Source organism: Parathalassolituus penaei (assembly GCF_026626885.1).
Taxonomy (GTDB): domain Bacteria; phylum Pseudomonadota; class Gammaproteobacteria; order Pseudomonadales; family Oceanobacteraceae; genus Oceanobacter; species Oceanobacter penaei.
This window is the reverse complement of record NZ_JAPNOA010000018.1, coordinates 95,126-120,967: the sequence shown is the minus strand read 5'-3', so window position 1 is coordinate 120,967 and position 25,842 is coordinate 95,126. Positions and strand designations below refer to the sequence as shown.

General features: G+C 58.0%; 19 protein-coding genes. 4 read left to right on the top strand and 15 right to left on the bottom strand.

The window, feature by feature from the left end:
• Positions 1-108 precede the first annotated feature (108 nt).
• From OUO13_RS05200 to OUO13_RS05165, 8 genes are all read right to left on the bottom strand, one after another.
• Entirely contained in the window at positions 109-1,062 is a 954-nt protein-coding gene (locus OUO13_RS05200) for a CysB family HTH-type transcriptional regulator (protein ID WP_283172796.1), read from the bottom strand.
• Entirely contained in the window at positions 1,059-2,162 is a 1,104-nt protein-coding gene (locus OUO13_RS05195) for a sulfate/molybdate ABC transporter ATP-binding protein (RefSeq protein ID WP_283172795.1), read from the bottom strand. The genes OUO13_RS05200 and OUO13_RS05195 overlap by 4 nt, the downstream gene beginning before the upstream one ends.
• 10 nt (positions 2,163-2,172) lie before the next feature.
• Entirely contained in the window at positions 2,173-3,063 is an 891-nt protein-coding gene (cysW, locus tag OUO13_RS05190; protein WP_283172794.1) for a sulfate ABC transporter permease subunit CysW, read from the bottom strand.
• Complete coding sequence (gene cysT, locus OUO13_RS05185; RefSeq protein WP_283172793.1) at positions 3,063-3,902, bottom strand: sulfate ABC transporter permease subunit CysT; 840 nt, start codon at positions 3,900-3,902, stop codon at positions 3,063-3,065. Before cysT ends, cysW begins: the two co-directional genes overlap by 1 nt.
• Before the next feature lie 1,210 nt (positions 3,903-5,112).
• Positions 5,113-5,712, bottom strand: a complete 600-nt coding sequence (locus tag OUO13_RS05180; RefSeq protein ID WP_283172792.1) for an RBBP9/YdeN family alpha/beta hydrolase — start codon at positions 5,710-5,712, stop codon at positions 5,113-5,115.
• 10 nt (positions 5,713-5,722) lie between these two features.
• Positions 5,723-5,947 (bottom strand): TOBE domain-containing protein, encoded by a 225-nt coding sequence (locus tag OUO13_RS05175; protein WP_283172791.1) that lies wholly within the window; start codon positions 5,945-5,947, stop codon positions 5,723-5,725.
• A gap of 60 nt (positions 5,948-6,007) precedes the next feature.
• Positions 6,008-7,027, bottom strand: coding sequence for a sulfate ABC transporter substrate-binding protein (locus tag OUO13_RS05170; protein WP_283172790.1), 1,020 nt, complete (start codon positions 7,025-7,027; stop codon positions 6,008-6,010).
• 23 nt (positions 7,028-7,050) lie between these two features.
• Positions 7,051-7,341, bottom strand: a complete 291-nt coding sequence (locus tag OUO13_RS05165) for a hypothetical protein (protein ID WP_283172789.1) — start codon at positions 7,339-7,341, stop codon at positions 7,051-7,053.
• 676 nt (positions 7,342-8,017) lie between these two features.
• On the opposite strand from OUO13_RS05165, the gene OUO13_RS05160 reads away from it, so the two are divergent.
• Complete coding sequence (locus OUO13_RS05160; protein WP_283172788.1) at positions 8,018-8,719, top strand: cold shock domain-containing protein; 702 nt, start codon at positions 8,018-8,020, stop codon at positions 8,717-8,719.
• A 1,225-nt stretch (positions 8,720-9,944) separates the two neighbouring features.
• On the opposite strand, the gene sbcB is transcribed toward OUO13_RS05160, so the two are convergent.
• On the bottom strand, positions 9,945-11,381 hold the full coding sequence (gene sbcB, locus OUO13_RS05155) for an exodeoxyribonuclease I (protein WP_283172787.1): 1,437 nt from the start codon (positions 11,379-11,381) through the stop codon (positions 9,945-9,947).
• A gap of 232 nt (positions 11,382-11,613) precedes the next feature.
• Here sbcB and OUO13_RS05150 point away from each other — a divergent pair, with 232 nt between their 5' ends.
• Together OUO13_RS05150 and OUO13_RS05145 are read left to right on the top strand one after the other, a co-directional pair.
• Positions 11,614-14,319 carry a DUF349 domain-containing protein gene (locus OUO13_RS05150; protein ID WP_283172786.1) on the top strand — a complete coding sequence of 902 codons (2,706 nt, stop codon included), beginning with the start codon at positions 11,614-11,616 and terminating at the stop codon, positions 14,317-14,319.
• A gap of 91 nt (positions 14,320-14,410) precedes the next feature.
• Positions 14,411-15,667 (top strand): PQQ-dependent sugar dehydrogenase, encoded by a 1,257-nt coding sequence (locus tag OUO13_RS05145; protein ID WP_283172785.1) that lies wholly within the window; start codon positions 14,411-14,413, stop codon positions 15,665-15,667.
• 845 nt (positions 15,668-16,512) lie between these two features.
• On the opposite strand, the gene tusA is transcribed toward OUO13_RS05145, so the two are convergent.
• The 3 genes from tusA to OUO13_RS05130 are packed head-to-tail and all read right to left on the bottom strand — an operon-like array spanning position 16,513 to position 17,361.
• A complete protein-coding gene (gene tusA / locus OUO13_RS05140) occupies positions 16,513-16,752 on the bottom strand; it encodes a sulfurtransferase TusA (protein WP_283172784.1) in 240 nt (79 codons plus the stop codon).
• Complete coding sequence (gene gloA2, locus OUO13_RS05135; RefSeq protein ID WP_283172783.1) at positions 16,753-17,160, bottom strand: SMU1112c/YaeR family gloxylase I-like metalloprotein; 408 nt, start codon at positions 17,158-17,160, stop codon at positions 16,753-16,755. It lies immediately after the preceding gene.
• 15 nt (positions 17,161-17,175) lie between these two features.
• On the bottom strand, positions 17,176-17,361 hold the full coding sequence (locus OUO13_RS05130; protein ID WP_283172782.1) for a tRNA (uracil-5-)-methyltransferase: 186 nt from the start codon (positions 17,359-17,361) through the stop codon (positions 17,176-17,178).
• A gap of 174 nt (positions 17,362-17,535) precedes the next feature.
• On the opposite strand from OUO13_RS05130, the gene hrpB reads away from it, so the two are divergent.
• Positions 17,536-20,109 (top strand): ATP-dependent helicase HrpB, encoded by a 2,574-nt coding sequence (gene hrpB / locus OUO13_RS05125; protein WP_283172781.1) that lies wholly within the window; start codon positions 17,536-17,538, stop codon positions 20,107-20,109.
• Between the two features lie 412 nt (positions 20,110-20,521).
• Here hrpB and OUO13_RS05120 read toward each other — a convergent pair whose 3' ends face one another.
• The 3 genes from OUO13_RS05120 to OUO13_RS05110 all read right to left on the bottom strand — a co-directional run bounded on the left by OUO13_RS05120 (position 20,522) and on the right by OUO13_RS05110 (position 25,842).
• On the bottom strand, positions 20,522-22,120 hold the full coding sequence (locus OUO13_RS05120) for a tetratricopeptide repeat protein (RefSeq protein ID WP_283172780.1): 1,599 nt from the start codon (positions 22,118-22,120) through the stop codon (positions 20,522-20,524).
• 361 nt (positions 22,121-22,481) lie between these two features.
• Positions 22,482-23,330 (bottom strand): SHOCT domain-containing protein, encoded by an 849-nt coding sequence (locus OUO13_RS05115; protein ID WP_283172779.1) that lies wholly within the window; start codon positions 23,328-23,330, stop codon positions 22,482-22,484.
• A gap of 97 nt (positions 23,331-23,427) precedes the next feature.
• Positions 23,428-25,842, bottom strand: a complete 2,415-nt coding sequence (locus tag OUO13_RS05110; RefSeq protein ID WP_283172778.1) for a two-component system response regulator — start codon at positions 25,840-25,842, stop codon at positions 23,428-23,430.

Sequence of the window (25,842 nt, the reverse complement as noted above, 5' to 3'; positions counted from 1 at the left end):
GAAAAATTACCGACACATTCCGATTCCGGGGCGCGAATCGTGTGCGGCGACAAATACGCCCCCGAAAATACACTTCTACCCCCAAAACACTCCCGTACGAACGTCCGATTAAATCCCGACATCCGCAGCTTCTGCCAGCTGCTGAACCACATAGGTTTCAGTCAGCTCGGGTGAGCACATTTCGATAAACCGATAGGCGTACTGACGTAACAAATGGCCACGGCGAAGGGCCAGTTTGGTTTCGTTGACCGGAAACAGATGATTCGCAGCTAACAGGCGCAGGTTGTGGTCACGTTCGGCCGAAAACGCCACCGAGGCAATAATGCCAATGCCCAACCCCAGCTCGACATACGACTTGATCACGTCGGCATCCAGCGCCGACATCACCACATCCGGTGTTACGCCCGCATCGCGAAATGCCTGTTCAATACGACCACGACCGGTAAACCCTTCGTGATAGGTAATAATCGGATGTTCGGCAATCGCCTCCAGCGACAGCGTTTCGCCCCGCTCCAGCACCTGCAATGCCAGCGGATGACCAGCCGATACCACCACAGCGTGATGCCACTGATACAGCGGAAAAGCGGTTAACTGATCAAAATCCGCCAGCGCTTCCGTCGCCAGCGCAATGTCCGCCTCGCCCTGTTGCAGCATCCGCGCAATTTCTCCCGGACTGCCCTGATGCAATTTCAGGTGCACGCCCGGAAACTGCTGACGAAAGCGCGTCACCACCGCTGGTAACACATAACGCGCCTGAGTGTGGGTGGTAGCAATGGTGAGCTGACCGGTGTCTTGCTGACTGTACTGTTCAGCCAGATTACGGATGTTGCTGGCGTCCAGCAGCATACGTTCAACGATTTTCAGCATCTGCTGGCCCGGCTCGGTCAGCCCCAGCAAACGCTTACCCTTACGCACGTACAGCTCAACACCCAGCTCGTCTTCCAGATCCTTGATATGGCGCGAGACACCGGACTGTGAGGTAAACAGGGCATTGGCAACGTCGGTGAGATTAAAATCACGCCGCACGGTTTCGCGGATAATCCGCAACTGTTGAAAGTTCATGCCGTCTTGCCTCCTGGCAGGCCCGGATTGGATTCAAAAACTGCCAGCCGCGTGGGCAGCAGTCGTACATTCTGTCCTGCTTGCAAATCGAGTGCATACAGGCGGGAGTCTGGCAATTCCACCTCAAACCGCTGGCCGCTGAGGCTGTCGACACCGTCCAGCTCTACCCGCGCGCTGCTGCCAAAACGCAGCACCCGATCCACACGAGCAGCGATACCAGCACGGCTGTCGGTGTCGGTCACAATGTCCAGCTCATGGGGACGCACAAATGCCTGTACATCACTGCCGTGGCGAATGTCGTTGTGGCTGGCCGGGCTATGGGGCAAACGATCATCCCCTACCCGCACATGGCCTGCATCAAACTGGCCGTGAATCCGGTTAACCGAACCCAGGAAGCCATACACAAATGGCGTCGCAGGCTGGTTATACACCTGCTCGGGCGAGCCCACCTGCTCAACCTTGCCATGATCCATCAACACCACGCGGTCGGCTACTTCCAGCGCTTCTTCCTGATCGTGAGTCACAAAAATCGAGGTGATATGCAGCTCGTCGTGCAACTTGCGCAACCAGCGCCGCAGTTCCTTGCGCACCTGGGCATCCAGCGCGCCAAACGGTTCATCCAGCAGCAACACCCGAGGCTCAACCGCCAAGGCCCGTGCCAGCGCAATACGCTGGCGCTGACCACCGGACAACTGGGCCGGGAAGCGGTCGGCCAGCCAGGCCAGTTGCACCAGCTCCAGCAACTCCATGACCTTGCGTCTGATCGTCGCCTCATCCGGACGAGTGCTGCGCGGGCGCATTCTCAGGCCAAACGCGACGTTATCGAACACCGTCATGTGGCGGAACAAGGCATAGTGCTGAAACACAAAACCGACCTGACGCTCCCGCACATGGGTGTCGGAGGCATCGGCACCTTCCAACAACACCTGACCGGAGTCCGCCTGTTCAAGCCCGGCGATGATCCGCAACAGGGTGGTTTTGCCACAGCCCGACGGCCCCAGCAGTGCCACCAGCTCGCCAGCCGGAAAATCAAGGCTGACATTGGCCAGCGCGGTGAAGTCACCAAAACGTTTTTGCAGGTTGCGTACCTGGATACTCATGCTCAACTCCTCAGTGGCGATGGCCGCTGGTGTGGGTGCGATGTTCAACCCAGGTCTTGATCACCAGGGTCAGCAATGCCAGCAACGCCAGCAGGGAAGCCACCGCAAAGGCGGCCGCAAAGTTGTATTCGTTGTAGAGAATCTCGACGTGTAACGGCATGGTGTTGGTCAGGCCGCGGATATGGCCGGATACCACCGACACCGCACCAAATTCACCCATCGCCCGCGCATTACAGAGAATCACACCGTACAGCAGCCCCCATTTGATGTTGGGCAGAGTGACGTACCAGAACACCTGCCAACCACGCGCTCCCAGCACCACTGCGGCCTCTTCCTCTTCCTTGCCTTGTGCCTGCATCAGCGGAATCAGCTCGCGTGCAACAAACGGAAAAGTCACAAACACAGTCGCCAGCACAATGCCGGGCACGGCAAAAATGATGCGAATATCGTGTTCGGCCAGCCAGCTGCCAAACCAGCCATGCGCCCCAAACAGCAGCACATACATCAGGCCCACAATCACCGGCGACACCGAAAACGGCAGATCAATCAGGGTCAGCAGCAGGTGTTTGCCACGAAACTCGAAACGCGCAATCGCCCAGGCCGCCGCCACCCCGAACACCAGATTCAGCGGCAAGGCGATCAATGCCGTCAGCAAGGTCAGACGCACCGCCGCCAGCGCATCGGCATCGGCCAGCGCCGTCCAGTACACCTCCAGCCCTTTGCGTAACGCCTCCACAAACACGGCGATTAACGGCAACAACAGGAACAGACCAAAAAACACCAACGCCAGCGTTAACACCACGGCACGCACCCACGACTGCTCGGCGGTGGCGGAATTGCGTTCAAAACGGGTTTGCGACGAGGTTCGGCCACCCGGCAGGCTTGCAACAACCGCATTCATCAACGATTCCTCCCGGTGCGACGGGCCGTCCAGGCCTGCAGACCATTCACCAGCAACAACATCAGGAACGACAACAGCAACATCACCACCGCAATCGCCGTAGCACCGGCATAGTTGTATTGCTCCAGCTTGGTGATGATCATCAGCGGGGTAATTTCCGACACCATCGGAATGTTACCGGCGATAAAAATCACCGAACCGTACTCCCCCACCGCCCGCGCGAAGGCCAACGCAAAACCGGTTAACAAGGCGGGCAACAACACCGGCAACACCACATAACGGATGGTCTGCCAGCGACTGGCTCCCAGACTGGCCGCGGCTTCTTCAAACTCGCTGTCGAGGTCTTCCAGAATCGGCTGAACGGTACGCACCACAAACGGCAAACCGATAAACACCAGCGCCACCAGAATCCCCAGCGGCGTAAACGCCACCTTGATCCCGAGATCACCCTGAATAAACTGCCCCAGCCAGCCGTTCGGAGCATACAGAGCGGTCAGCGCGATCCCCGCCACGGCGGTCGGCAGCGCAAACGGCAGATCAACCAGGGCATCCACCAGCTTTTTGCCGGGGAACGAATAACGCACCAGCGCCCACGCCAGCAGCAGGCCAAACACCGTATTGATCAACGCCGCCAGCAGCGACGTGCCAAACGACAACCGGTACGACGCCAGCACCCGTGGCTCGGTAACAATCGCCCAGAACTCAACAAACGACAGGCTCATGGTTTTGGCGAACACCGCCGCCAGTGGCAGCAATACAATCAGCGACAGGTACACCAGCGTGTAACCCAACGACAGGCCAAAACCGGGTAAAACCGAATGTCGGGACAACCCGCTCATAACCGCTCCCTGACACCCGGCCGGGTGCTTTTTATAACTTCCAGATCTGACATAACCACCCCCTGATAACCAATTTCAAAAGTCTATCGATCGGCCTGCGGCGGTGGAAATAAGAAAAAATCACAAGCTTTGCCACAAAACAGCTAATGCTGGGGCGTCTGACGTCTGACGTCTGACGAACAGCATCCACCAGCACACCAATTTTGCCCAGCGCAGCTGGCTACAAAATGCCCATCTGGGCGAGCCGGAATTCACCGCAATGGCCGACCCGGCCGGGGCATGGATGCCCCGCAAGGCCCGTTGGCACAGGGATGTGCCATCGGGCCGGGGTCGAAACGCCGTTGTCGGTGAATTTCGGAGGCACGAGCCCAGCAGGGCAAAAGCAGGGGGAGGCCCGCCCGGCCGGGGGACAAGGTCCCCCAGGAGGGCAAGCGGCCAGGCAAATTAAAAAGCCGAGCAGCTGCCAGAAGTCGGACGTCGGACGTCGGACGTCGGACGTCGGACGAACAGTATCCACCAGCACACCGATGTCACCCACCAAAGGTGGCTACAAAATGCCCATCTGGGCGAGCCGGAATTCACCGCAATGGCCGACCCGGCCGGGGCATGGATGCCCTGCAAGGCCCGTTGGCACAAGGACGTGCCATCGGGCCGGGGTCGAAACGCCGTTGTCGGTGAATTTCGGAGACACGAGCCCAGCAGGGCAAAAGCAGGGGGAGGCCCGCCCGGCCGGGGGACAAGGTCCCCCAGGAGGGCAAGCGGCCGGGCCAATTAACAAGCCGAGCAGCCGCCAGAAGTCGGACGAACAGCATCCACCAGCACACCAATTTTGCCCAGCGCAGCTGGCTGCCCAATGCCCATCTGGGCGAGCCGGGATTCATCGCAACGGCCGACCCAGCCGGGGCATGGATGCCCCGCAAGGCCCGTTGGCACAGGGATGTGCCATCGGGCCGGGGTCGAAACGCCGTTGTCGGTGAATTTCGGAGGCACGAGCCCAGCAGGGCAAAAGCAGGGGGAGGCCCGCCCGGCCGGGGGACAAGGTCCCCCAGGAGGGCAAGCGGCCTGGCAAATTAAAAAGCCGTGCAGGTCGTGCAATTATCGAATGCAGTTATCGAATGCAGGAACGCAACGCAGGAATGCCGCATACAAAAAAGCCACCGGGGAGTTGCCTCCGCGGTGGCTGTTGCATCGCCATATTGATGTGCTCCTGTCAGGAATAAAACCGCACCGGTTGCTGTCGATCGACCAGACGACTGCGGGTCACCAGATCAGTGTTGGCCAGCAAATCGGTTATCCACGGCCACGGGCCATAACCGGAATCGGCATTGATATGACCCGCCAGGCCAGCGTCGTAGAACGACAACCGCCAGCGTTCGGCCAACGCCGCAGCATCATCCAGCGCCATCCACGGGTCGTTACGACTGCCCACCAGAACCCCCGGAACACCCAGCCCGTTTAGCGGCAGATGCTGATCCACACCCTTGGCAAAGGCGCGCCAGTGGGTACGCTTGCCCCATACCGAAAACCGTTGTGGATCGGCCGGTGCCACCATCACCACACCCGCGACTTTTTGCGGGCACTGCTCCACCGCCACGGCGGCAGCCAGACAACCAAAGCTGTGTGCCACCACTGTCACCGGCTCACGCGCCGCCAACAACTCATCACGAATGGCACGCGCCCAGCGGAATAACACCGGCCGCTGCCAATCAACACCGGTCAACCGGCGACTATCGGTATGTTGCTGGTGCAACCAGCTTTGCCAATGAGCCGCTCCGCTGCCCTGATAACCGGGCACAATCAGAATCGACATAACATCCCCCTTAACTCGGTGCAAAGCTGGCCAGCGCCACTTCGGTGGATTTAAACAGGGCAATCACCTGACTGCCGGGCCGTAAACCGAGTTCATCGATCGAACCGGTGGTAATAATGGATGTAATCAGACCGCTGCCGATGTCCACTTCAACTTCCGACACCACATCACCTCGCCGAATGCGTTTGATGGTGCCCTGAAACTGGTTACGTACGTTGATCGCCTTGATGGTCATGCAAAATCTCCTGGCCGGGCCAGCACCCGGCGGCTTGAATCGTTGGATAGAAATGTCGAATTAACGTGGCTGATAAATCGTGTCGAAGATGCCACCGTCCGCGAAATGCTCGCGCTGGGCTTTGTCCCAACCACCAAAGGCTTCATCAATGGTGAAGGTCCGGATCGCCGGAAAACGTGCGACGTCTTGCGGATCGGCCAGCGCTGGTAAGGCCGGACGGTAATAATGCTGCGCCGCCAGACGCTGCCCGGCCGGTGAATACAGGTAAGAGACATACGCCTGTGCCACTTCCAGCGTGCCGTGTTTGCGGGCGTTTTCATCCACCACCGCCACTGGTGGTTCCGCCAGAATCGACACCGACGGCACTACAATTTCAAACTGGTCAGGGCCCAGCTCGTTAATCGCCAGGAACGCCTCGTTTTCCCATGCCAGCAACACGTCACCAATGCCACGCTGCACAAAGGTATTGGTGGCACCACGGGCACCGGAATCCAGCACCGGCACGTGCTGATACAACTTGGTCACGAAATCACGAGCACGGGATTCCGAACCGTAGGTCTGACGCGCAAATCCCCATGCCGCCAGATGGTTCCAGCGTGCACCGCCCGAGGTTTTCGGGTTCGGCGTAATCACCTCAACCCCCGGCGCAATCAGATCACCCCAGTCCTTGATGCCTTTGGGATTGCCCTTGCGCACCAGAAACACAATGGTCGAGGTATAAGGCGAACTGTTCTGTGGCAAACGGGCCTGCCAGTCCTTCGCCAGCTTGCCGGTTTCCTGGCCGATCACATCAATGTCATAGGCCAGCGCCAGCGTCACCACATCGGCCTCAAGGCCATCAATCACCGCCCGTGCCTGCTTACCCGAACCACCATGCGACTGCCGAAAGGTCAGGGAGTCGTCGCTACGGGTTTTCCAGTAACGGGCAAACTCGGCGTTGTAGTCCTGATACAACTCGCGGGTCGGATCATAAGAAACGTTCAGCAACTCCAACTGCGCCGCCTGAGCAGGCAACGAACCCGCCAGCACACTCACCACCACTGCCGCAGCCGCCAGCTTTTTATCAAATGCAAATACCATATTCAGACTCCTGTCGATATCACTCAAAACGAAACCGCAACAGCGGGTTTTATATTCAAATCAGCAACCGGCGCAGATATACGAAAACTCGAATCATCATTCGCAGCAACCGTCACCGATAACGTTAACGAATCAACAGAGGCACAGACTTCAGCACAGACAGCCCTCATCAAATAGCCACCGACTTCAGGAGAGGAAATAGTCGTTTTATCCGACACCCCAAAGGCGCCACCAATCAGCACCACCAGCAAAACCGCCGCGATAACCCGCAAATGATTTACTGAATAACGTAGCCGCATATAAACAACACTCACCACCGTGCTCCCGTTGATCGAATAAGCACAGTTTGGCAAAGGCGCTATAACGAACAAACCAATTTAAAATGGAATGCTTATGCAAAAAATGGCAGAAGGAGAATTCAAGTCGGGTCGAGCGTCGAGCGTCGGACGTCGGGTGTCGGGTGTCGGGTGTCGGGTGTCGGGTGTCGGGTGTCGGGTGTCGGGTGTCGAGCGTCGAGCGTATGGAAAAAATGTGCTCCTGAGTTCGATGCAGAGACCTTGATCCAGTAAAGGTCAGTTTTTTCTGCTCCAAGGCTGCATCCATTCAGCCGCATGAAGCGAATAATCTGGTTCAAAAACGGACCGTTCCCCATGAACCTCCCCCTCCTGAAGAGCTGTATGGATAACCAGCATAATCAGGAAAAAGAAAAAACCATGCCCGTATTTCCAGAGCGGTTGCGCGTTTTTCCGGATGCTGTTAGCGTAACTCCATGAAGTTCAAAGGTTTTGCGTTTTTGGCGCAAAATTAATGCGCACGTTAAACCAGAAAAACGAGCATGCGTGTATTTCCAGGGAGGAGAGTTTGATGAAAATGGAAATTACCAATCGATTCAAATTCCTACCATCCTTTTGCAACAAATAACGCCACCAGAAAAACGCGCATGCGCATGAATAAACTGTTAAATGACTATTCGATATTTATAGGAATTCGATGAAAGGTAAAATCACTCAATGGAATGATGATAAAGGTTTTGGCTTTATTACTCCTGATGATAATTCAGACAAGATCTTCTTCCATATCTCTGTTGTTAATCCAAAAAATAGAAGACCTCAAATCAATGATGCTGTGCTATTCGAGGCTACAGTAGATAATCAGCAAAGAATGAGAGCAACAGAAGTCTACTATGAAGGTTTGACGCTTCGCCCTATCAAATCAGTTTCTAAGCAAAATTATCAAAGCCATCATCAATCAAATGACAAAAAGATCATTCTTGAACCCGCCAGAAAAACAGGTCTTGATTATGTCTTTTTAGTTATTGCCATCATATTGATCGCTGTGGCTGGGTTTAGTTATTTTAATTCTAAAAATCTGACAACGGCCATTCCGTTCGCACTACCAGCAATTATATTTTTTGCCGTTTATAACCGCCAAAAAACACCTACAAGTAAATTATTTACCTGCGCTCGTTGTCGTTGCAATGTTCCGTTTGATAATCGCACTATTCGTGCATGGAACATGGGTACGCTGAAACTTTACTGTTCAAATTGCCATGCTGAATGGTTACGTAACCGTGAGATTACAGATGATGCTTCTTACTCGGCTTCGAGCCGCAGCGGTGGTTGCCTTGGCGCTCTAGCAATGATGGTAGCCATTCCAGTTAGTTTATTCACTATTGCGCATTGGCTGAGTTGATCGTCATTTAACAAAAACTTGAAACTGGACGGCACTACGTGCCGCCATTTAAGTCAAAGTTGAAGCTGTAGAAAAAACCCTCTCAATGATCTTGCCCCGTTTTAACGGACACCTTTTACAACATAGCAACCGTTAAGACCGGCGCTGCCCACCGGAGGTGGCTGCCAATTGCCCATTGGGCGAGCCGGAATTCACCGCAATGGCCGACCCGGCCGGGGCATGGATGCCCCGCCAGGCCAGTTGGTACAGGGATGTACCATCTGGCCGGGGTCGAAAAGCCATTGTCGGGGAATTTCGGAAATACGAGCCCAGTCGGGCAAAAGCAGGGGGAGGCCCGCCCGGCCGGGGGACAAGGTCCCCCAAGAGGGCAAGCGACCTGGCCAATTAACAAGCCGAGTAGCCGCGAAGCGTCAGACGTCTGACGAACAGCATCCATAAACACCGCGCATAACCGCCACGCCATCGCGGCCAACGGCGCGCTCCTACCACAAAACCGCTCTCGCCCAGCGCAGCTGGCTGCCAAATGCCCATCTGGGCGAGCCGGGATTCACCGCGATGGCCGACCCGGCCGGGGCATGGATGCCCCGCTAGCTCAGGTGGCACAGGGATGTGCCATCTGAGCGGGGTCGAAAAGCCATTGTCGGGGAATTTCGGAGAAACGAGCCCAGCAGGGCTAAGCAGGGGGAGGCCCGCCCGGCCGGGGGACAAGGTCCCCCAAGAGGGCAAGCGGCCTGGCCAATTAACAAGCGGAGTAGCAGTCAGCAGACGTCGGACAAACAGCATCCACCAGCACACCGATTTCACCCACCGAAGGTGGCCACCAAATGCCCATTGGGCGAGCCGGAATTCACCGCAATGGCCGACCCGGCCGGGGCATGGATGCCCCGCCAGGCCAGTTGGTACAGGGATGTACCATCTGGCCGGGGTCGAAAAGCCATTGTCGGTGAAGACCGGAGAAACGAGCCCAGTCGGGCAAAAGCAGGGGGAGGCCCGCCCGGCCGGGGGACAAGGTCCCCCAAGAGGGCAAGCGGCCTGGCCAATTAACAAGCGGAGTAGCCGCGAAGCGCCAAGCATAGGACGTCGGACGTCGGACGTCTGACGTCTGACGTCTGACGTCTGACGTCTGACGAACAGCATCCATCAACACCGCGTATAACCGCCACGCTATCGCGGCTAACAGCCGTTCCTACAAGAGAATGCCGTTTTCACTCAGCGGGCCTCTACCTCAATACCCCGGATAAATCGCCTCGGCATACAACTGCAAATCCTGCAGCCACCCCATCTTGCGAGGATCGTGCGCCACCTGCTGAGCAGCCAGCTGCAGCTCTTTGGCAAACTGCTCGAAGTTCAGCGCCGGAATATCACTGCGGGTATGAAACAGGCGCTCCTGACGATGCTGCTCCCAGCGCTCGCGTTCCTCACCATTCAGAGTCTCAGGCCAGCTGCGGGCGCGGAAACGGAACAGCAGGTCTTCGCCGCGTTTGTCCTTGAAGGCCTTGCCCCACCCGGCCAATGCCATTGGGCTGAGGGAATGCAGTTCGTTCATCAGCGCCTTGTCACCTGGGCCAAAAAAGCCTGAGTAGATACCGGCATCCACATCGCCGCTGTCGGCAAACTCACGACCACTGAACACCTGATGTAATTTGGCAGTGATATCCGGGCCGTTCACGATCATGGCGCGGTGGCGACGCAGGCGTTCGCCATCCAGATTCCAGCGTGCGGCCTGATCCGGGGTCAGGGTATTGGCAGGCGCAACCACCGGTGCCTTGTTGATGTGCAACTCTTTCATCGGCAAACGGCTGACGCCGTCTGGCAGTTCGTCGGCACGGGTAAATATGCGCTCGCGAATCTGGTCGGCGGTCAGTTCAAACAGCGGCGTCGGGTCCTGATTCAGGTCGAACACCACTACCGAATTCTTGTTGGTTGGATGCCAGCACAGCGGCACCACAATGGCCATACAACCCTGCTCCACCGGGAACATGCCCGATACATGCACCAGCGGTTTGTGCTGATGAACGTCGATCAGGTCACCAATGGCCTGTTTGCTGCGATTGTTATAAAGGTAACGGTAAAGCTTGGGCTGACGATCACGAATCAGGCGCGCCAGCGCGATGGTGGCACGCACGTCGGATACCGCATCGTGGGCCTTGCCGTGATCCAGACCATTGGCCGCCGTCAGCAGCTCCAGTCGGAAGCTGGTTTTGCCATCCACACCGGTTGGCCACTCAATGCCATCCGGGCGCAGGGCGTAGGCGCAACGCACCACGTCGAGCAAATCCCAGCGACTGTTGCCACCCTGCCACTCACGGGCGTACGGATCGTGGAAGTTGCGATACAGAATGTTGCGGGTGAACTCGTCGTCAAAACGGATGCTGTTGTAACCAGCACCACAGGTACCCGGCACGCTGAAGACACGGTTGATCTCGGCTGCGAACTCGGCTTCCGGCATACCGTTGCGATTGCAGTCCTGCGGGGTAATCCCGGTGGTCAGAACCGCTTGCGGGTGCGGCAAATAGTCATCCGCCTGGCGACAGAAAATCTCCACCGGTGGTTCGATCTCGTTGAGATCTTCATCGGTACGAATCGCCGCAAACTGGGCGGGACGATCCCACGCCGGGCTGGTACCAAAGGTTTCGTAGTCATGCCAGACAATGCTGTTCACAGGGGGCTCCCGAGATTCCGAAATAGCCGGCTGTGCCAATTTCACAGCCTTTTACAAACCGTGCATGGTATCACCAGATGCCTGCCAGTTCAGCGCCAGCAATGGCAAGCCCCGGAATGAAAAGGCTCTATACCCGGCTTCTGGCTCAATTCGATTCCACTTCCCTAACGGCGGCTGGTCTGTACAATGGTCGCGCCTCAATCCTCTCTGACAAGTGGTATGGATCTGCTCGATGGAATTTATCAAGAAGTTTTTGAAGCCCAAGTGGCAACACGCTAACCCTGACGTTCGCCGCCAGGCACTGAGCGAGCTCAACTCCGTCGAGCAGCTGCTGACTTTTATTGCCGCCGAAACTGTTGCCGATTTACGTCGTGCCGCCGTCGTGCGTATCCGTGACGAAGCCACTCTGGAAAACCTGCTGGGCCACAACCAGGATGACGTGCGTCAGACCGCTCGTGAGCACTGGCTGTCATTGCTGATGCCGGCAGGCCAGCGCCTCGATGGTATTAATAGCCAGACGCTGGTACGTATTGCCGGTCTGACCCAAGATCAGGATCTGCGTCTGCAAGCCATCGCCCTGATCTCTGACGAGCAGGAACGTTTCAACATCGCCAGCAGCCACCCGGTGGCGCGTGTGCGTCTGGCCGCCGCCGAAGGCATCCAGAAAGCTGAACTGCTGGTACAGCTGCAAGACATTGCCCAGGGCAAGGACAAAGCTGTCTATCGCCTGTGCAAGGATCGTCTGGCCGAATACAAGGCCGAAGAAGAAGCCCGAGCCGCTCAGGCCGAGCGCATCGAACAACTGTTCCAGCAGGTACGCCAGCTGAACCGTCTGGGTTATGGCCCGGACTTCAACGGTCGCCTGCAGGTCATCAGCAAGGCTTCTCAGGAGCTGAACGCCGCCATGAGTGCCGAGCGTCAGGCCGAGATGGCCAGCGAGCTTGCCAAAGCGGCCAGCGTGCTGCGTGAGCACGAAGAAGAAGAACGTCGCCTGGCAGAAAGCCGCGCCCGTGCCGAAGCGGCGGCTGAAGCCCAATTCCGTCTGCTGCTGGGTATGGAAGCACTGCTGGCCCAGGCCAATGCCTCCACCGTAGCAGAAGAACTGCATCAGCAAGCCCAGGATCTGGATCAGCAGTGGCGTGCCACTCTGGCGGATAACAAGCCATCTGCCGACAAGGCCCGTGCCTTCGAAAACGGCCTGCAAAGCGCTTTTGCCCTGCACTCCAGCCTGCAACAGCTGGCTGCCCACGGTGATGCCATTCAGGCTCTGCTGGCCCAGCCGCAAGCCGAAGACCTGCCATCCCTGCAAAAAACCGTGAAAGACGCCAGCCGCTTCCTGCAACAGATTCGCTGGCCCGATGCCCAGCCACGTCCGGAATTCCTGCGTGAACTGGCCGAACGCCAACTGCAGGCCGAAGCAGCTATCCGTGCCCTCGACCAGCAGCAAACCAACCGTATTGATGGCCTGCAACGCCAGATCGACCAGCTGGAACAACACATCCAGGACGGTCACCTGAAAGAAGCCAGCAAGCTGTACGGCCAGATCACCACCAATCTGCGTCAGGTCGACAGCCGTGCCACCCGCAACCTGCAACGTCAGGCCCGCTCGCTCGGTGCCCGTCTGAGCGAGATGCGCGACTGGCAGGGTTTTGTGACCACGCCGAAAAAAGAAGCCCTGTGCGAAGCCATGGAAGCCCTGGTCGGAGCCGATATTGCTCCGGACATTCTGGCCGACAAGATCCAGGCGATGCAGGACGAGTGGAAAACCCTCAACAGCACCCAACCCGACCGCGAACTGTGGGAACGTTTCCAGGCCGCCGGTGACCGTGCCTTTGAGCCTTGCCGTGAATACTTCGCCAGCGTGGCACGCGACCGCGAACTCAATGTTGAGCGTCGCAACCAGCTGATTGATGAACTGGATCGCTACGAAACCGGTCTCGACTGGGCCAATGCCGACTGGAAAGTCGTACAGAAAACCCTCGAAGCCGCCCGCGAAACCTTCCGTACCTATTCACCGGTGGAACGTGCTGCGCACAACAATACCCAGGAACGTTTCCGCGCCGTATGTGACCGTATCTACGCTCACGTGCAGAACGAATACGACCGCAATCTGGCCCGCAAGGCAGCCCTGACGGAAGAAGCGGCCGCCCAGATTGAAGCCGAAGACCTGACTGCCGCCATTGATGTGATCAAGCAGTTGCAGCAAGACTGGAAAGCCGTGGGGGTTACGCCACGCGCAGCCGATCAGAAGCTGTGGAAGCAATTCCGCACCCACTGTGATGCCGTATTCGCCCGTCTGGATCAGGCCCGCGCCGAACGCAAGGCCCGTCTGGACGATACCGTACTGCATGCCGAACAGCTGGTCGCCGAAGCCCTGGGTCTGTCCCAGCTGGAGCTGTCCGTTGCCGACAAGCTGTCGCGTCTGGAAGAACTGGAGCAGGAATTTGCCACTCTGGATCTGCCACGCGCCGCCTTCCAGCGTGTTCGCAAAGGCTTCACCGATGCGGCCAATGCTCTGGACGACCAGCAGCAGGAACAACAGAAACTGGCTGAACAGGCCCGCTGGCAGGGTGTGATTGACCGCCTGCAAGCACTGGCTGACAACAGCGCCAGTGACTGGGACAACGCCGCTGCACTGCCACGCGAATACCGTGACCTCGATTTCGAGCAAGCCTGGGCCCAGCGTGAAGAACTGAACAGCGAATCCGCCGCCGCCCGCGACCTGTGCATCCGTATGGAAGTGCTGGCCGGTATCGAAACCAGCGGTGCCGATCAGGCTCGTCGTATGGAGCTGCAGGTACAGCGTCTGGCTCAGGGGCTGGGTCAATCCCAGTCGGTGGATCAGGAACGTCAGGACCTGCTGCAACAATGGCTGACTACCAGCGCCAGTGCTGACCAGCAAGAGCGCTTCCTGCGCGGCTTCCGCGCCAGCCTGTAAGCTATCCCCGTGGTCGTGCATCCGTACGACCCGCTGGCATTGTCCCCCGCATGGGGGGACAATGCCTGACTCCAGCCAAGGAGTCAGTCTTATGGTTTTTCCTGTACTGCATCCCCGCCTGATATCCGCACGGGTACTGGCCACCAGCCTGTTGTGCAGCCTTGCTGCTTCCACCACCCTGCTCTCCAGCACCGCGCTTCTCTCCAGCACCGCCCTTTTATCCAGCCCAGCCAACGCTGCCGATCACCCGCGTAACCAGACCTTTACGGGCAACCAGATTATGGAATCCGACAGCAGTGTTGCGACGCCGGAAGTTCTGGCGACGGGCCTCAATCATCCCTGGGGAATGGCGTTTCTGGCCGATGGCCGTTTGCTGGTAACCGAACGCTCCGGCCAGTTGCGGGTATTAACGGCCACGAACAACCGCTGGCAAGTCAGCACTCCGGTTGCCGGGGTTCCGGAAGTATCGGCCATGGGTCAGGGCGGATTGCTGGATGTAGCGATCTGGCAAGACCGGGTATTCATGAGTTACTCCGAACCCGGCGAGCTGCTGAGCAACGGCACCGCCGTGATGTCGGCCCGCCTTGAAGGCGACAACACCAGTGGTTTCCGACTGGTCGACCAGCAGGTCATCTTCCGGCAGCAGCCGAAAAAACTCTCCACCGCCCACTTTGGTTCACGACTGGTATTCACCCCGGATGGTTATCTGTTTGTGACTCTTGGCGAACGCTTTCTGGCCCGCGACAGCGCCCAGACGCTGGATAACGACCTCGGCAAGGTAGTGCGGATTTACCCGGACGGCAGCGTGCCCAACGACAACCCGTTTGTGCACACAGCCGGTGCCCGCCCGGAAATCTGGTCTTACGGGCATCGCAACCCACAAGGCGCAGCGCTAAACCCGAGCACCGGCCAGTTATGGATTCATGAGCACGGCCCCAAAGGCGGCGACGAAATCAACATCATCCAGCCCGGCGCCAACTACGGCTGGCCACTGACCACCTGGGGCAAGGAATACACCGGCGGCGACATCGGCGAAGGCCCGATCAAGGCTGGCACCGAGTCACCACTGTTTTACTGGTTACCCTCAATCGCCCCCTCCGGCATGCTGTTTTACAGCGGCGACCGCTACCCCGGCTGGCATAACAACCTGCTGGTCGGCTCGCTGAAATTCCGGCAACTGGTACGACTGACACTGGACGGCGAAACCGTCAGCGGCGAAGAACGGCTGTTTGCCAACCGGATTGGCGAACGCATACGCGATGTGGAACAAGGACCGGACGGCCTGGTTTACCTGCTCACCGACGAAACCGACGGCAAACTGATTCGACTGCAACCGACAGAGCGCTGAATGTCGGGTGTCGGGTGTCGGGTGTCGGGTGTCGGGTGTCGGGTGTCGGGTGTCGGGTGTCGGGTGTCGGGTGTCGGGTGCGATTTTGTGGGCATAAATGCCCACGCTACAACAGAGCATCAATTTGAAACGATTTCACCCAGCGCAGCTGGCTGCAGAATGCCCATCTGGGCGAGCCGGTATTCACCGCAACGGCCGACCCAGCCGGGGCATGGATGCCCCGCAAGGCCAGTTGGTACAGGGATGTACCATCTGGCCGGGGTCGAACAGCCGTTGTCGGTGAATACCGGAGACACGAGCCCAGCAGAGCTAAGCAGGGGGACGGCCGCCCGGCCGGGGGACAAGGTCCCCCAGGCAGGGCCAGCAGCGTGGCCAATTAACAAGCCGAGTGGCCGCCAGACGCCAGACGCCAGACGCCAGACGCCAGGCGCGATTATCACTAAAAGTAGGCTGGTGCACAGCGAAGCGTGCCCAGCATCGGAGCCACGCCGCAACGCCATCGCGGCCAACGGCGCGCTCCTGCAACAGAGTATCCATAACACCGGTTTTGCCCAGCGCAGCTGGCTGCAGAATGCCCATCTGGGCGAGCCGGGATTCACCGCAACGGCCGACCCAGCCGGGGCATGGATGCCCCGCAAGGCCAGTTGGTACAGGGATGTACCATCTGGCCGGGGTCGAACAGCCGTTGTCGGTGAATACCGGAGACACGAGCCCAGCAGGGCCAAGCAGGGGGACGGCCGCCCGGCCGGGGGACAAGGTCCCCCAGGCAGGGCCAGCAGCATGTCCAATTAACAAGCCGAGTGGCCGCAAAGCGCCAGATCCGATCGCGGCCCGGCCAGATCCGATCAGCCCTCTTCGCCCTTGCGAATCAGAAAATGAAACTCGTTGTTCACTTCCTCACACTGCAGCAGCTCATGCCCCAGAAAATTGCAGAACTTCAGAAAGTCACGACGGGTAGAAGGATCCGTCGCCAATACCTCCACCAGCACTCCGGTCGGAACATCCGCCATCAGGTTGTGCAACATCATCACTGGCTCCGGGCAGTACAGACCACGGGCATCCAGTTGCTGGTATACGTCAGACATTCAATTCTCTCCGGCTGCTTCTGGCAGCACTTCATACAGTTCAAGCGGCAAGTTATCGGGATCGGCAAAAAAGGTAAAACGTCGCCCGGTCAGTTCATCAACCCTGATCGGCTCACATTCCACCCCATGCAACCGCAAATGGTGAACGTCGGCATCCAGATCGTCACTGGCAAACGCCAGATGGCGCAAGCCCTGCGCTTCCGGGTAACTTGGTCGCGCCGGTGCTCCGGGAAAACTGAACAACTCCAGCTGGCTGCCATCCGGCAAGGCCAGATCGAGCTTCCAGGAGTCGCGCGCCTGACGGTAGGTTTCAGCCAGTACCGTCAGCCCCAGAATCCGCTGGTAAAAATCCTTGCTGCGCGGGTAGTCCGCACAAATGATGGCTACATGGTGAATACCGGTCAGCATCGCCGACAACTCCTGTCAGGTTTTCTTGCGCGCTTTTTTCTTGCGCAAATAGTCTTTCACCGGGGTTTTACGGTCCGGCAAGGCGGCCGCAAAACGTTCCCGCAGCTCATCCACTTTCTCTTCTTTTTCCCGATGCATACGGGAATGGCGATGACGTTCACCGGCTTTGGCGAAGTCGATAACCTTGTCTGAATCAGACATCCGCAATACTCCTGAATCAGGGACCAGCCCACATAACCAGCCTTACCCGTGTAAGACCACGAGCTTTCAGGGCCGTTCCGGGCCTGCTCACAGGCACCAGAGCAGCCAGCCCTCTGCGGTTAATGGTAACATCCCGCTTCCGATGATCGAGCAAAAATACCGACAATTGCGCCCATGACCGACTCCACCAACGCCATTCCGTTGCCCATTGATGCCATGCTGGACGACATCCGCCAGCAACTGGCCCAGCACCCCAACCTGTTGCTGACCGCAGAACCCGGTGCCGGTAAAACCACCCGGGTGCCACTGGCGCTGATGGATGCCGACTGGCTCGACGGCCAACAGATTCTGCTGCTAGAGCCACGGCGACTGGCAGCCCGCAACGCGGCGCTGTTTATGGCCAGACAGCTGGGGGAAGCGGTCGGCGAGCGAGTCGGTTATCGCATTCGTCTGGAGCAGAAAAGCAGCGCCAGAACGCGGATTCTGGTGATCACCGAAGGGATTCTGACGCGAATGCTGCAGACTGACCCGGAACTGACCGGCGTTGGCTTGATCCTGTTCGACGAATTTCACGAACGCCATTTGCAGTCGGATCTGGCGCTGGCGCTGGCACATCAGAGCCAGCAGCTGCTACGTCCGGACCTGCGTCTGCTGGTGATGTCAGCCACCCTTGATACCGACAGCCTCAGCGCCGCACTCGATGCCCCTGCCCTGCATTGTCCGGGGCGTGGTTTTCCGGTGGTCACCCATTACCGGCCGGCTCGTAACAGTAACGAGCGCCTGGCCGAGCAGCTGTCCCGAGTATTACGGGAAGCTCTGAACGAACCGATTCCGACTGGCAGCCCTGGCCACGTGCTGATGTTTCTGCCCGGCACCGGGGATATTCGTCGCTTGCAGGAACTGCTGACCGAGCAGCAGCAACAAGGGCAATTGCCAGCACAGCTGGCGATTCTGCCGCTACACGGCCAGCTTGATGACAGTGCCCAGAAAGCCGCACTGGCACCCGCCCCTGAGGGGGTTCGCAAGGTGCTGCTGGCCACCAATATCGCCGAAAGCTCACTCACGCTTGACGGTGTTGCCCTGGTGATCGACTCTGGCCTGGAACGGCGGATGGAGTTCAGCCCGGCCAGTGGCCTCAGTGAATTGCAGACCCGCAATATCAGCCAGGCTTCTGCGACTCAGCGTGAAGGCCGTGCCGGACGCCAATGCCCCGGCCTGTGTTACCGGCTCTGGAGCGAAGGTGAACACAGCCGCCGCCCGGCTCATATCAGCCCGGAAATCGCCCAACAGGATCTGTCATCACTGTTGCTGGAGTTACTTACCTGGGGTGCTGCCGCCGATGAACTGCTGTGGTTAACACCACCACCGGCTCCGGCTCTGGCGCAAGCGTCCGACCTGTTACAACAGCTGGGTATCAGCGATGGCCAACAGCTGACGGATCATGGCCGCCAGTGTGCCGCCGCTGGTCTGGAGCCGCGCTGGGCACACGCCCTGCTGCTGTCAGGACGTTACGGCATGGGCCGTGCCGCCAGCGAACTGGTGGCCTTGATTCAGGATGGCCCACGCAACCCCGGTCATCAGGACGACCTCGACCAACGCCTGCATTACGCCCGCCAACAAGGATTCTGGCGCAGCCGTATTCAACCACTGGCGCAACGCTGGGCCGATGCCCTGAACCTGCCACCCCGCGACAGTAGCCCTCTACAACCAGCCTTGATCGCAGCCCTCGCCTTTCCGGACCGGATTGCCCGCTTGCGTGCGCCTTCAGGCTCCGGCAACAGTCGTTATCAGCTGGCCAACGGCAGCGGTGCGGAACTTGGGCAGGACTCGCGCCTGAACGACAGCCCGTGGCTGGCCATTGCCGAAATGACCGGTGGCAATCCGAATCGTATTCGTCTGGCAGTGGCACTGGACGACCAGCAGCTGGCGCAGCTGCAGGAATGGCAACCACATCTGTTCCGGGAAGTGCTGGATATTCGCTGGCTCGACAACGGCACCCTGCTCACCGAACAACAGCAACGCCTTGGCAAACTGGTCTGGAAAGCCCGCAAACTGGCCAGCCCGCAGCCGGAACAATGGCTCAGCATCTGGAAGAACTGGATGGCTGACAACCCGCAACAGGCGCTGGAATGCCTCGACTGGCAAGACAGCAGCCGCCAGTTACAGGCACGAATGGTGTTGGTGTATGAGTATTTGCAGGGATTTCCGACAGACAGCCAGCAACATATGCAATTCAGCAAATGGCCCGACTGCCGCAACGAGGCGCTCGCCCAACGCCTGTACGCCGTGCTGGAGCCCTGGCTCGACAAGGTCCGCAACCAGCGTGACCTCGCCCGCCTCGACTGGTTCGACATCCTCAAACAGCAACTCGACTGGGAGCAGCAACAACTCCTCGACCAGCTGGCACCGCTCACCATCAAAGTGCCCAGCGGCTCGCGTATCACGCTGGATTACTGTCAGGAAGCGCCGGTACTGGCGGTCAAACTGCAAGAGATGTTTGGTAGCACCCGCCACCCGACAATTCTCGATGGCCGATTGCCCGTGCTGGTGCACCTGTTATCACCGGCCCGACGACCAGTACAGATCACCCGCGACTTACCGGGCTTCTGGTCCAACTCCTACGCCGAAGTCCGCAAGGATTTACGCGGCCGTTATCCGAAACATCCATGGCCGGAAGACCCAACCGGAGCCGAAGCCACCGCATTAACCAGCAATGCACTGGCGCGCCAGAAACAGTCAGGGCAATAGCGCATTGGCGTCGGGCGTCGGGCGTCGGGCGTCGGGCGTCGGGCGTCGGGCGTCGGGCGAATATCATCCACCAGCACACCGATTTAGCCCAGCGCAGCTGGCTACCGAATGCCCATCTGGGCGAGCCGGGTTTCACCGCAACGGCCGACCCAGCCGGGGCATGGATGCCCCGCAAGGCCCGTTGGCACAGGGATGTGCCATCGGGCCGGGGTCGAAACGCCGTTGTCGGTGAAAACCGGGAATACGAGCCCAGTCGGGCAAAAGCAGGGGGAGGCCCGCCCGGCCGGGGGACAAGGTCCCCCAAGAGGGCAAGCGGAGTAGCCAATTAACAAGCGGTGTAGCCGCAAAGCGCCAGACGCCAGATCCGATCACATCCGGCCAGACATCAGATCCAATCGCGGCCCGGCCGCGCTTAACGATTCACCTTGGCAGAATATTCCTTCACCAGTGCCTTGGCCGACTTGTTACCAAGAGCCGCTGCCTTTTCAGCATCATCCAACGCTTTTTCATACTGATGGTTGCCATAATAAGCACGGGCACGCGCTTCAAGGCTGGCAGCATCTTCACCGTGACGGTCGATATACATCGACCAGTAACCCACGATTTCATCCCACTGGTAACGCCGCAACAGCAGTTGCTCCATCAGACGATAGTGTTTCAACTCGTCAGTGTGACCTTCAAAAGCGGCTTCCAGCTGTTGTTGGGCTTCCGAGAAACGCTGCAGATCGCTTAATGCCTGCGAGTATTCGTATACCGCATCACCGTTTTTAGGGCTCAGGCCAATTGCGGCTTCCAGAAAGGTCGCGGCTTCTTTGGCATCACCCGCTTTACGGGTTTGCTGTCCTTCCTTGACCAGAGCTTTCACCACTTGCTGACTGAATTCGGCCAACGGCAGGCTGGATGGATCAATTTTGCGGGCTCGTTGTAATTCAGATGCCGCATTGCGGTACTGGCCCATGGCCGCAAAGGCTTTGGCCTCCCCCACATACAGGCTGGAGTCAGCGGTGTTGTAACGGGCCGCCGACGAGAAATCCCGAATGGCATCCTCGTATTCACGCATCTCCAGCAACAGTTCAGCACGATGTTGGAAGAATTCGTGGTTATCACCCGCCGAGTTTATTGCACGGTTATAACGCTCAAGGGCAGCCTGGTTGTTACGCTGCTGGCGGGCCAGATCACCCATGTAGAGGTCGACATACCCCGGCAAAAACGCCAGCAGCGGATTCTGTTTGCTGCGTGCAGCCACACGCTTGGCATAATCTGCCATGGTACGCTCCGAACCACCAAAGGCCGGACTCAACATCTGCAAACGCATACGCGCCACCACAAACGACATCGGAACATCACGTTCGGCACCGTCCAGATAGGATTTCAGCTGTTCACGCTCATTCAACGCCCCACCCATCCTCACCAGCAGGGCGTAGGCAATGGCAGAGCTGGGGTTGATACGAATGGCAGCATCCAGGTCACCCAGCGCTGCGAAGAAATAACCGTTAATACGTTTGCGGTCATCAGCATTGGCGGATCGGCCCTTTTCCTGCAGAAGCTGCCAGGCAACCCCAGACTGATAACTGGCGCGCGCCAGATAACTGCCCTCAACACCCGGATGCAGACGCACCCAGTCGTTGAAATATTCTTCCGCAGACGCCACACCAAGATCGAACGCCTGATAGGCCCCCCACAACAGTGGCTCAGCAGCGGCGTCCGCATCGGCGTTACGGCGGTATTCATCCAGACGGCTGTTTAACACCTCGAACTGGCGCGCTCGCAGCAATTGCCGCAAGTAGGCCATTTCGTCCCATGTAAGACCTCGCAAGGCCACACCATCGTGGTGAACTGGCGCATGCAAACCAACACTGGCTTGTTGTTCCGTCGTCGGTCTGGCGCTTTTATCCGATGGGACTTTATCGGAAAAATGGGTGCGTCCCTGCTCGTCTACCCATTGGTATACTTGGGCAGAAACAGTCAGTGGCAACAGCATCAGAAGAAGAACAGGCAATCCCTGCAGCATCGAGAACCTCGGCAACGGTAGCGAGTTATCCATTACAAACGCGTTATGTTGTCATAAAACTATTGGGAAAACCCGGTACCGGCAGACAAATGCAGCACAGATTTGCGCCGTTAAAGCCCGGCACCGGCCAATTCTGTACATAAAATCAGCAAACAACCGTCAACAAACGAACGGGGCTGGCTTAACTAGCGAAGACAAGACCAAGGGACACTCTGAATAACTCTGCACAGCTCTGCGCGAGTTATTCAGAGGGTCCCAAGGCAAAATCGATAACAAAACAGCCATCACCCGTTAACGGGTAATGGCTTGAGGTATGGCCACAAACCAGCGTCGGTGGCCATCAGGGTGACAACTGGTGCAATTACAGGCGCTGCAGCAGCTCGGCTTTTTTCGAGGAGAACTCAGCATCCGACAGAATGCCACGGTTATGCAGTTCCGCCAGACGTTCGATCGTCGCGATGATGTCGCCAGAACCATCCTGCGAGGTATTACCCGAGGTATTGGCGACAGAACCGTTTCCGGCGTTATTGGTATAACCGTTGTTATCCACCAACGAACTGTTTTGTGCAGGCTGTTCGTACACCGGTTGGTTATAACCTGAGTTGCCACTTTGGTTACTGCCGCCAAATCCGGCAGCCAGCGGCAATGAATCCACCGCTACCGTGCCGTACTGACTACTGAAGGTCAGGGAGTAACCGTTGCCCTGCTGTTGACCAACACCACCAATCTGATGATCCAGCGTGTCATACACGGTTACCTGTCCGTTGATATCCAGCGCCAGACGATGGCTGTCCGGGAAGATGGCATAACGGATCGAGTTCTGGGCACCGGACGATGACGGCCAACCCAGTTCCGCAGGCCACCAGTTGCCATTGCTCTGGTAGGTGCCGGTCTGATTACCGTTGTTATCAAAGGTGGTGACAGGAGCAGGCTCAAAAATCAGCTGGCCGCTCATCAGAATGCCGGAAATCTCGGAACAGAGATTGTTCACGGTGTTTTTCAGCCCCTGATTGAACATGTCGCCAACCATGGTCATGCCACCGGACATCCACTGACCGCTGCCGCCCAGTTCCGGGCTGTAGAATTGCGCCATGGTGCCATTGCCGTTGATCACGGCCTGAATCATGTTGATGACGGTATCGGCCGACAGGCCATAACGCCAGGACAGGTCATTAACGACCCCTTGTCCGTATTGACTGAGATTATTCATTGCGGCTCCCTCCGGTGCAGCTGGCTGGAGCGACACAATACCTGAATACGCAAACAAATACCGTGACAACTGTGCGTCAGAAATCTGAACACTGCTTTCAGCAAGAACCGGTCTGCTGATCACCACTGCTGTCAGCCAGATTCTCTACCCATTCCCGCACCTTGGCGCTCACCATGGCACGGCTGAACAGGAATCCCTGCAAAGTGTCGCAACCCAGTGAAATCAACAGATCGCGTTGTGATGGTGTTTCGACACCTTCTGCCGTAACCCGCATTCCCAATACCCGGCACAACGCCAGAATGGCTTTGCAGATCTCCACATCGTCACTGTTGTCCGGCAAGTCGCGAATAAAAGCCCGATCAATCTTGACCCGGTCAAATGGCAGCTCTTTCAAACGACTGAGTGACGAATAACCGCTGCCAAAATCATCAATGGCCAGGTGCACTCCCAGCGCCCGGATGCGCCCAAGCTGTTCCACCAGCGGTTCACTGGCTTGCAGGGCGTTTTCAGTAATTTCCAGCTCCAGCTGATCCGGTGGCACCTGATACTCGGCAATAATGGCTTCCAGCCGTTGCGGAAAACCAAGATCGGACAACTGCCGAGGCGACACATTCACCGACATGGTCAGGCCAGTCAGGCCAATGGCTTCCCAGTCACGCAAGGTGCGGCAGGCTTCGCACAACACCCAGTCACCAATATCGTTGATAAACTGGCTTTGCTCAGCGAACGGAATAAAGCGCTCGGGCAACAACAACCCCAGCTGCGGGTGTTGCCAGCGAATCAGGGCTTCTACGCCGCGCACCCGTCCGCTGGCAGCATCCAGCAGCGGCTGGTAGCCCAGCACAAACTGCTTGTTGCGCAACGCAGCCGGCAATGACTGCTCGATCTGCAGCCGCTGCTGCAATTCACGATCAAGGTCGATGTCGTAAAAACAGTAACTGTTCTTGCCCTGTTTTTTGGCTTCAAACATGGCGGCATCCGCCGCTTTAATCAGAGCTTCGGCACTGCCCGATTGGTCATTTGCCATCACCAGGCCAATACTGCCAGACACCTGCACTTCTTCACGCTCCAGCGCCACTGGCTGGGAAATAGCAGACAGCACCTTGCGGGCAACAATGTGCAGGTCAGATTCCGTATGAATCTCCAGCAGCATGACAAACTCGTCTCCACCCACCCGGGCAATCAGGTCGCGGTCACGCAGGGTTGCCCGCAACCGCTGACTGATCTCCACCAGCAACTGGTCACCCGCACCATGACCGAGGGTGTCGTTCACCCGTTTGAAACCATCAAGATCCAGATACACCACCGCCAGCGGATGGCGATCGTCACTTTGCGCCAGGCGGTAGACCAGCGACCGCTCTAGCTGCACCCGATTAGCAAGACCCGTAAGGGAATCCACAAACGCCAGCTGTTCGAGGCGTTTTTCGGCACGGCGCAGGGCACTGATGTCGGCCAGCGTAACGATATAACCGCTGAGCAGCCCATCATCGTCGCTAATGGTGCTGACGTGCTGCCAGGCCGGAAACAATTCACCATCACTACGCTGGCAGGACACCTCCCCACTGCAGGAATGCTCAGACAACGGCAGAGGCTCGGACAAATCTTCCTGACGACGTGCGCGCGTCAGCATGTCGGCCAACTTGCCAATCACAGCGTCGGCGCTATAGCCCGTGATGGTGGTAAATGCCGGATTCACCCGCACAATGCGGAACTCCGTATCCGTTACCACCAGCGCTTCCGAGGTGGAGTTAAACACCACTTCCGCTTGTTGCAGCCGTTCGCGCGCCAGCTGATCTTCATGAACATCGTGCATAACACCCAGCACACTGCGAGGAAGATCGCGCCCCGCCACCACACTGGCCATCAATTGGGTCCAGCGATAATCACCAAGATCATTGCGGTAACGCACCAGACACCGATAGCGGCTGTTGCGACCCAGCTCCTGTTGCAACTGACTGCGGTCGTCCGGGTGAACGTGCGCCAGCAATTGCTCGAACTCGGTATAAAACTGACCGGAACCACCGGATTCAGCAGGTTCGGCCTCCAGCGCATGCTGTGGCTGCCACTGCCAGATACGCATACGGGCGCTTTCCAGCGCCAGCCGCAAACGCTCTTCCGACAACTGCAGATCACGGTGCAGGTTGGCGCGGGTCATGGCGATGCGGATCGCCGCTTCCACCTCGCGCTTTTCAAAGGGTTTGACCATATAGCCATAGGCCAGACTGCGACAGGCTTCGTCGAGGGTCTTGTCATCAGTGTAGGCCGTCAGAAATACCACCGGTGTGGCAAACCGTTCACGAATCAGCATCGCCGCCTCCGTGCCCAACATCGGACCATCCAGATGAATATCCATCAGCACCAGATCGGGCTGCAAACTGGCGACCATATCGATTGACGATTCCGCGCGCCCGGTAGACCCGACCACGTCGTGTCCCAGCTCTTCCAGAGTCATCCGCAGATCGAGTGCAGTGATTTTTTCATCTTCAACAATCAGGATGCGATGTGACGGCAT

Coding starts and splice junctions, on each gene's coding strand:
- OUO13_RS05200 (WP_283172796.1), bottom strand. CDS start 1,062: ATGAACTTTCAACAGTTGCGGATTATCCGCGAAACCGTGCGGCGTGAT.
- OUO13_RS05195 (WP_283172795.1), bottom strand. CDS start 2,162: ATGAGTATCCAGGTACGCAACCTGCAAAAACGTTTTGGTGACTTCACC.
- cysW (WP_283172794.1), bottom strand. CDS start 3,063: ATGAATGCGGTTGTTGCAAGCCTGCCGGGTGGCCGAACCTCGTCGCAA.
- cysT (WP_283172793.1), bottom strand. CDS start 3,902: ATGAGCGGGTTGTCCCGACATTCGGTTTTACCCGGTTTTGGCCTGTCG.
- OUO13_RS05180 (WP_283172792.1), bottom strand. CDS start 5,712: ATGTCGATTCTGATTGTGCCCGGTTATCAGGGCAGCGGAGCGGCTCAT.
- OUO13_RS05175 (WP_283172791.1), bottom strand. CDS start 5,947: ATGACCATCAAGGCGATCAACGTACGTAACCAGTTTCAGGGCACCATC.
- OUO13_RS05170 (WP_283172790.1), bottom strand. CDS start 7,027: ATGGTATTTGCATTTGATAAAAAGCTGGCGGCTGCGGCAGTGGTGGTG.
- OUO13_RS05160 (WP_283172788.1), top strand. CDS start 8,018: ATGAAAGGTAAAATCACTCAATGGAATGATGATAAAGGTTTTGGCTTT.
- OUO13_RS05150 (WP_283172786.1), top strand. CDS start 11,614: ATGGAATTTATCAAGAAGTTTTTGAAGCCCAAGTGGCAACACGCTAAC.
- OUO13_RS05145 (WP_283172785.1), top strand. CDS start 14,411: ATGGTTTTTCCTGTACTGCATCCCCGCCTGATATCCGCACGGGTACTG.
- tusA (WP_283172784.1), bottom strand. CDS start 16,752: ATGTCTGACGTATACCAGCAACTGGATGCCCGTGGTCTGTACTGCCCG.
- gloA2 (WP_283172783.1), bottom strand. CDS start 17,160: ATGCTGACCGGTATTCACCATGTAGCCATCATTTGTGCGGACTACCCG.
- OUO13_RS05130 (WP_283172782.1), bottom strand. CDS start 17,361: ATGTCTGATTCAGACAAGGTTATCGACTTCGCCAAAGCCGGTGAACGT.
- hrpB (WP_283172781.1), top strand. CDS start 17,536: ATGACCGACTCCACCAACGCCATTCCGTTGCCCATTGATGCCATGCTG.
- OUO13_RS05120 (WP_283172780.1), bottom strand. CDS start 22,120: ATGCTGCAGGGATTGCCTGTTCTTCTTCTGATGCTGTTGCCACTGACT.
- OUO13_RS05115 (WP_283172779.1), bottom strand. CDS start 23,330: ATGAATAATCTCAGTCAATACGGACAAGGGGTCGTTAATGACCTGTCC.
- OUO13_RS05110 (WP_283172778.1), bottom strand. CDS start 25,842: ATGCCGTCACATCGCATCCTGATTGTTGAAGATGAAAAAATCACTGCA.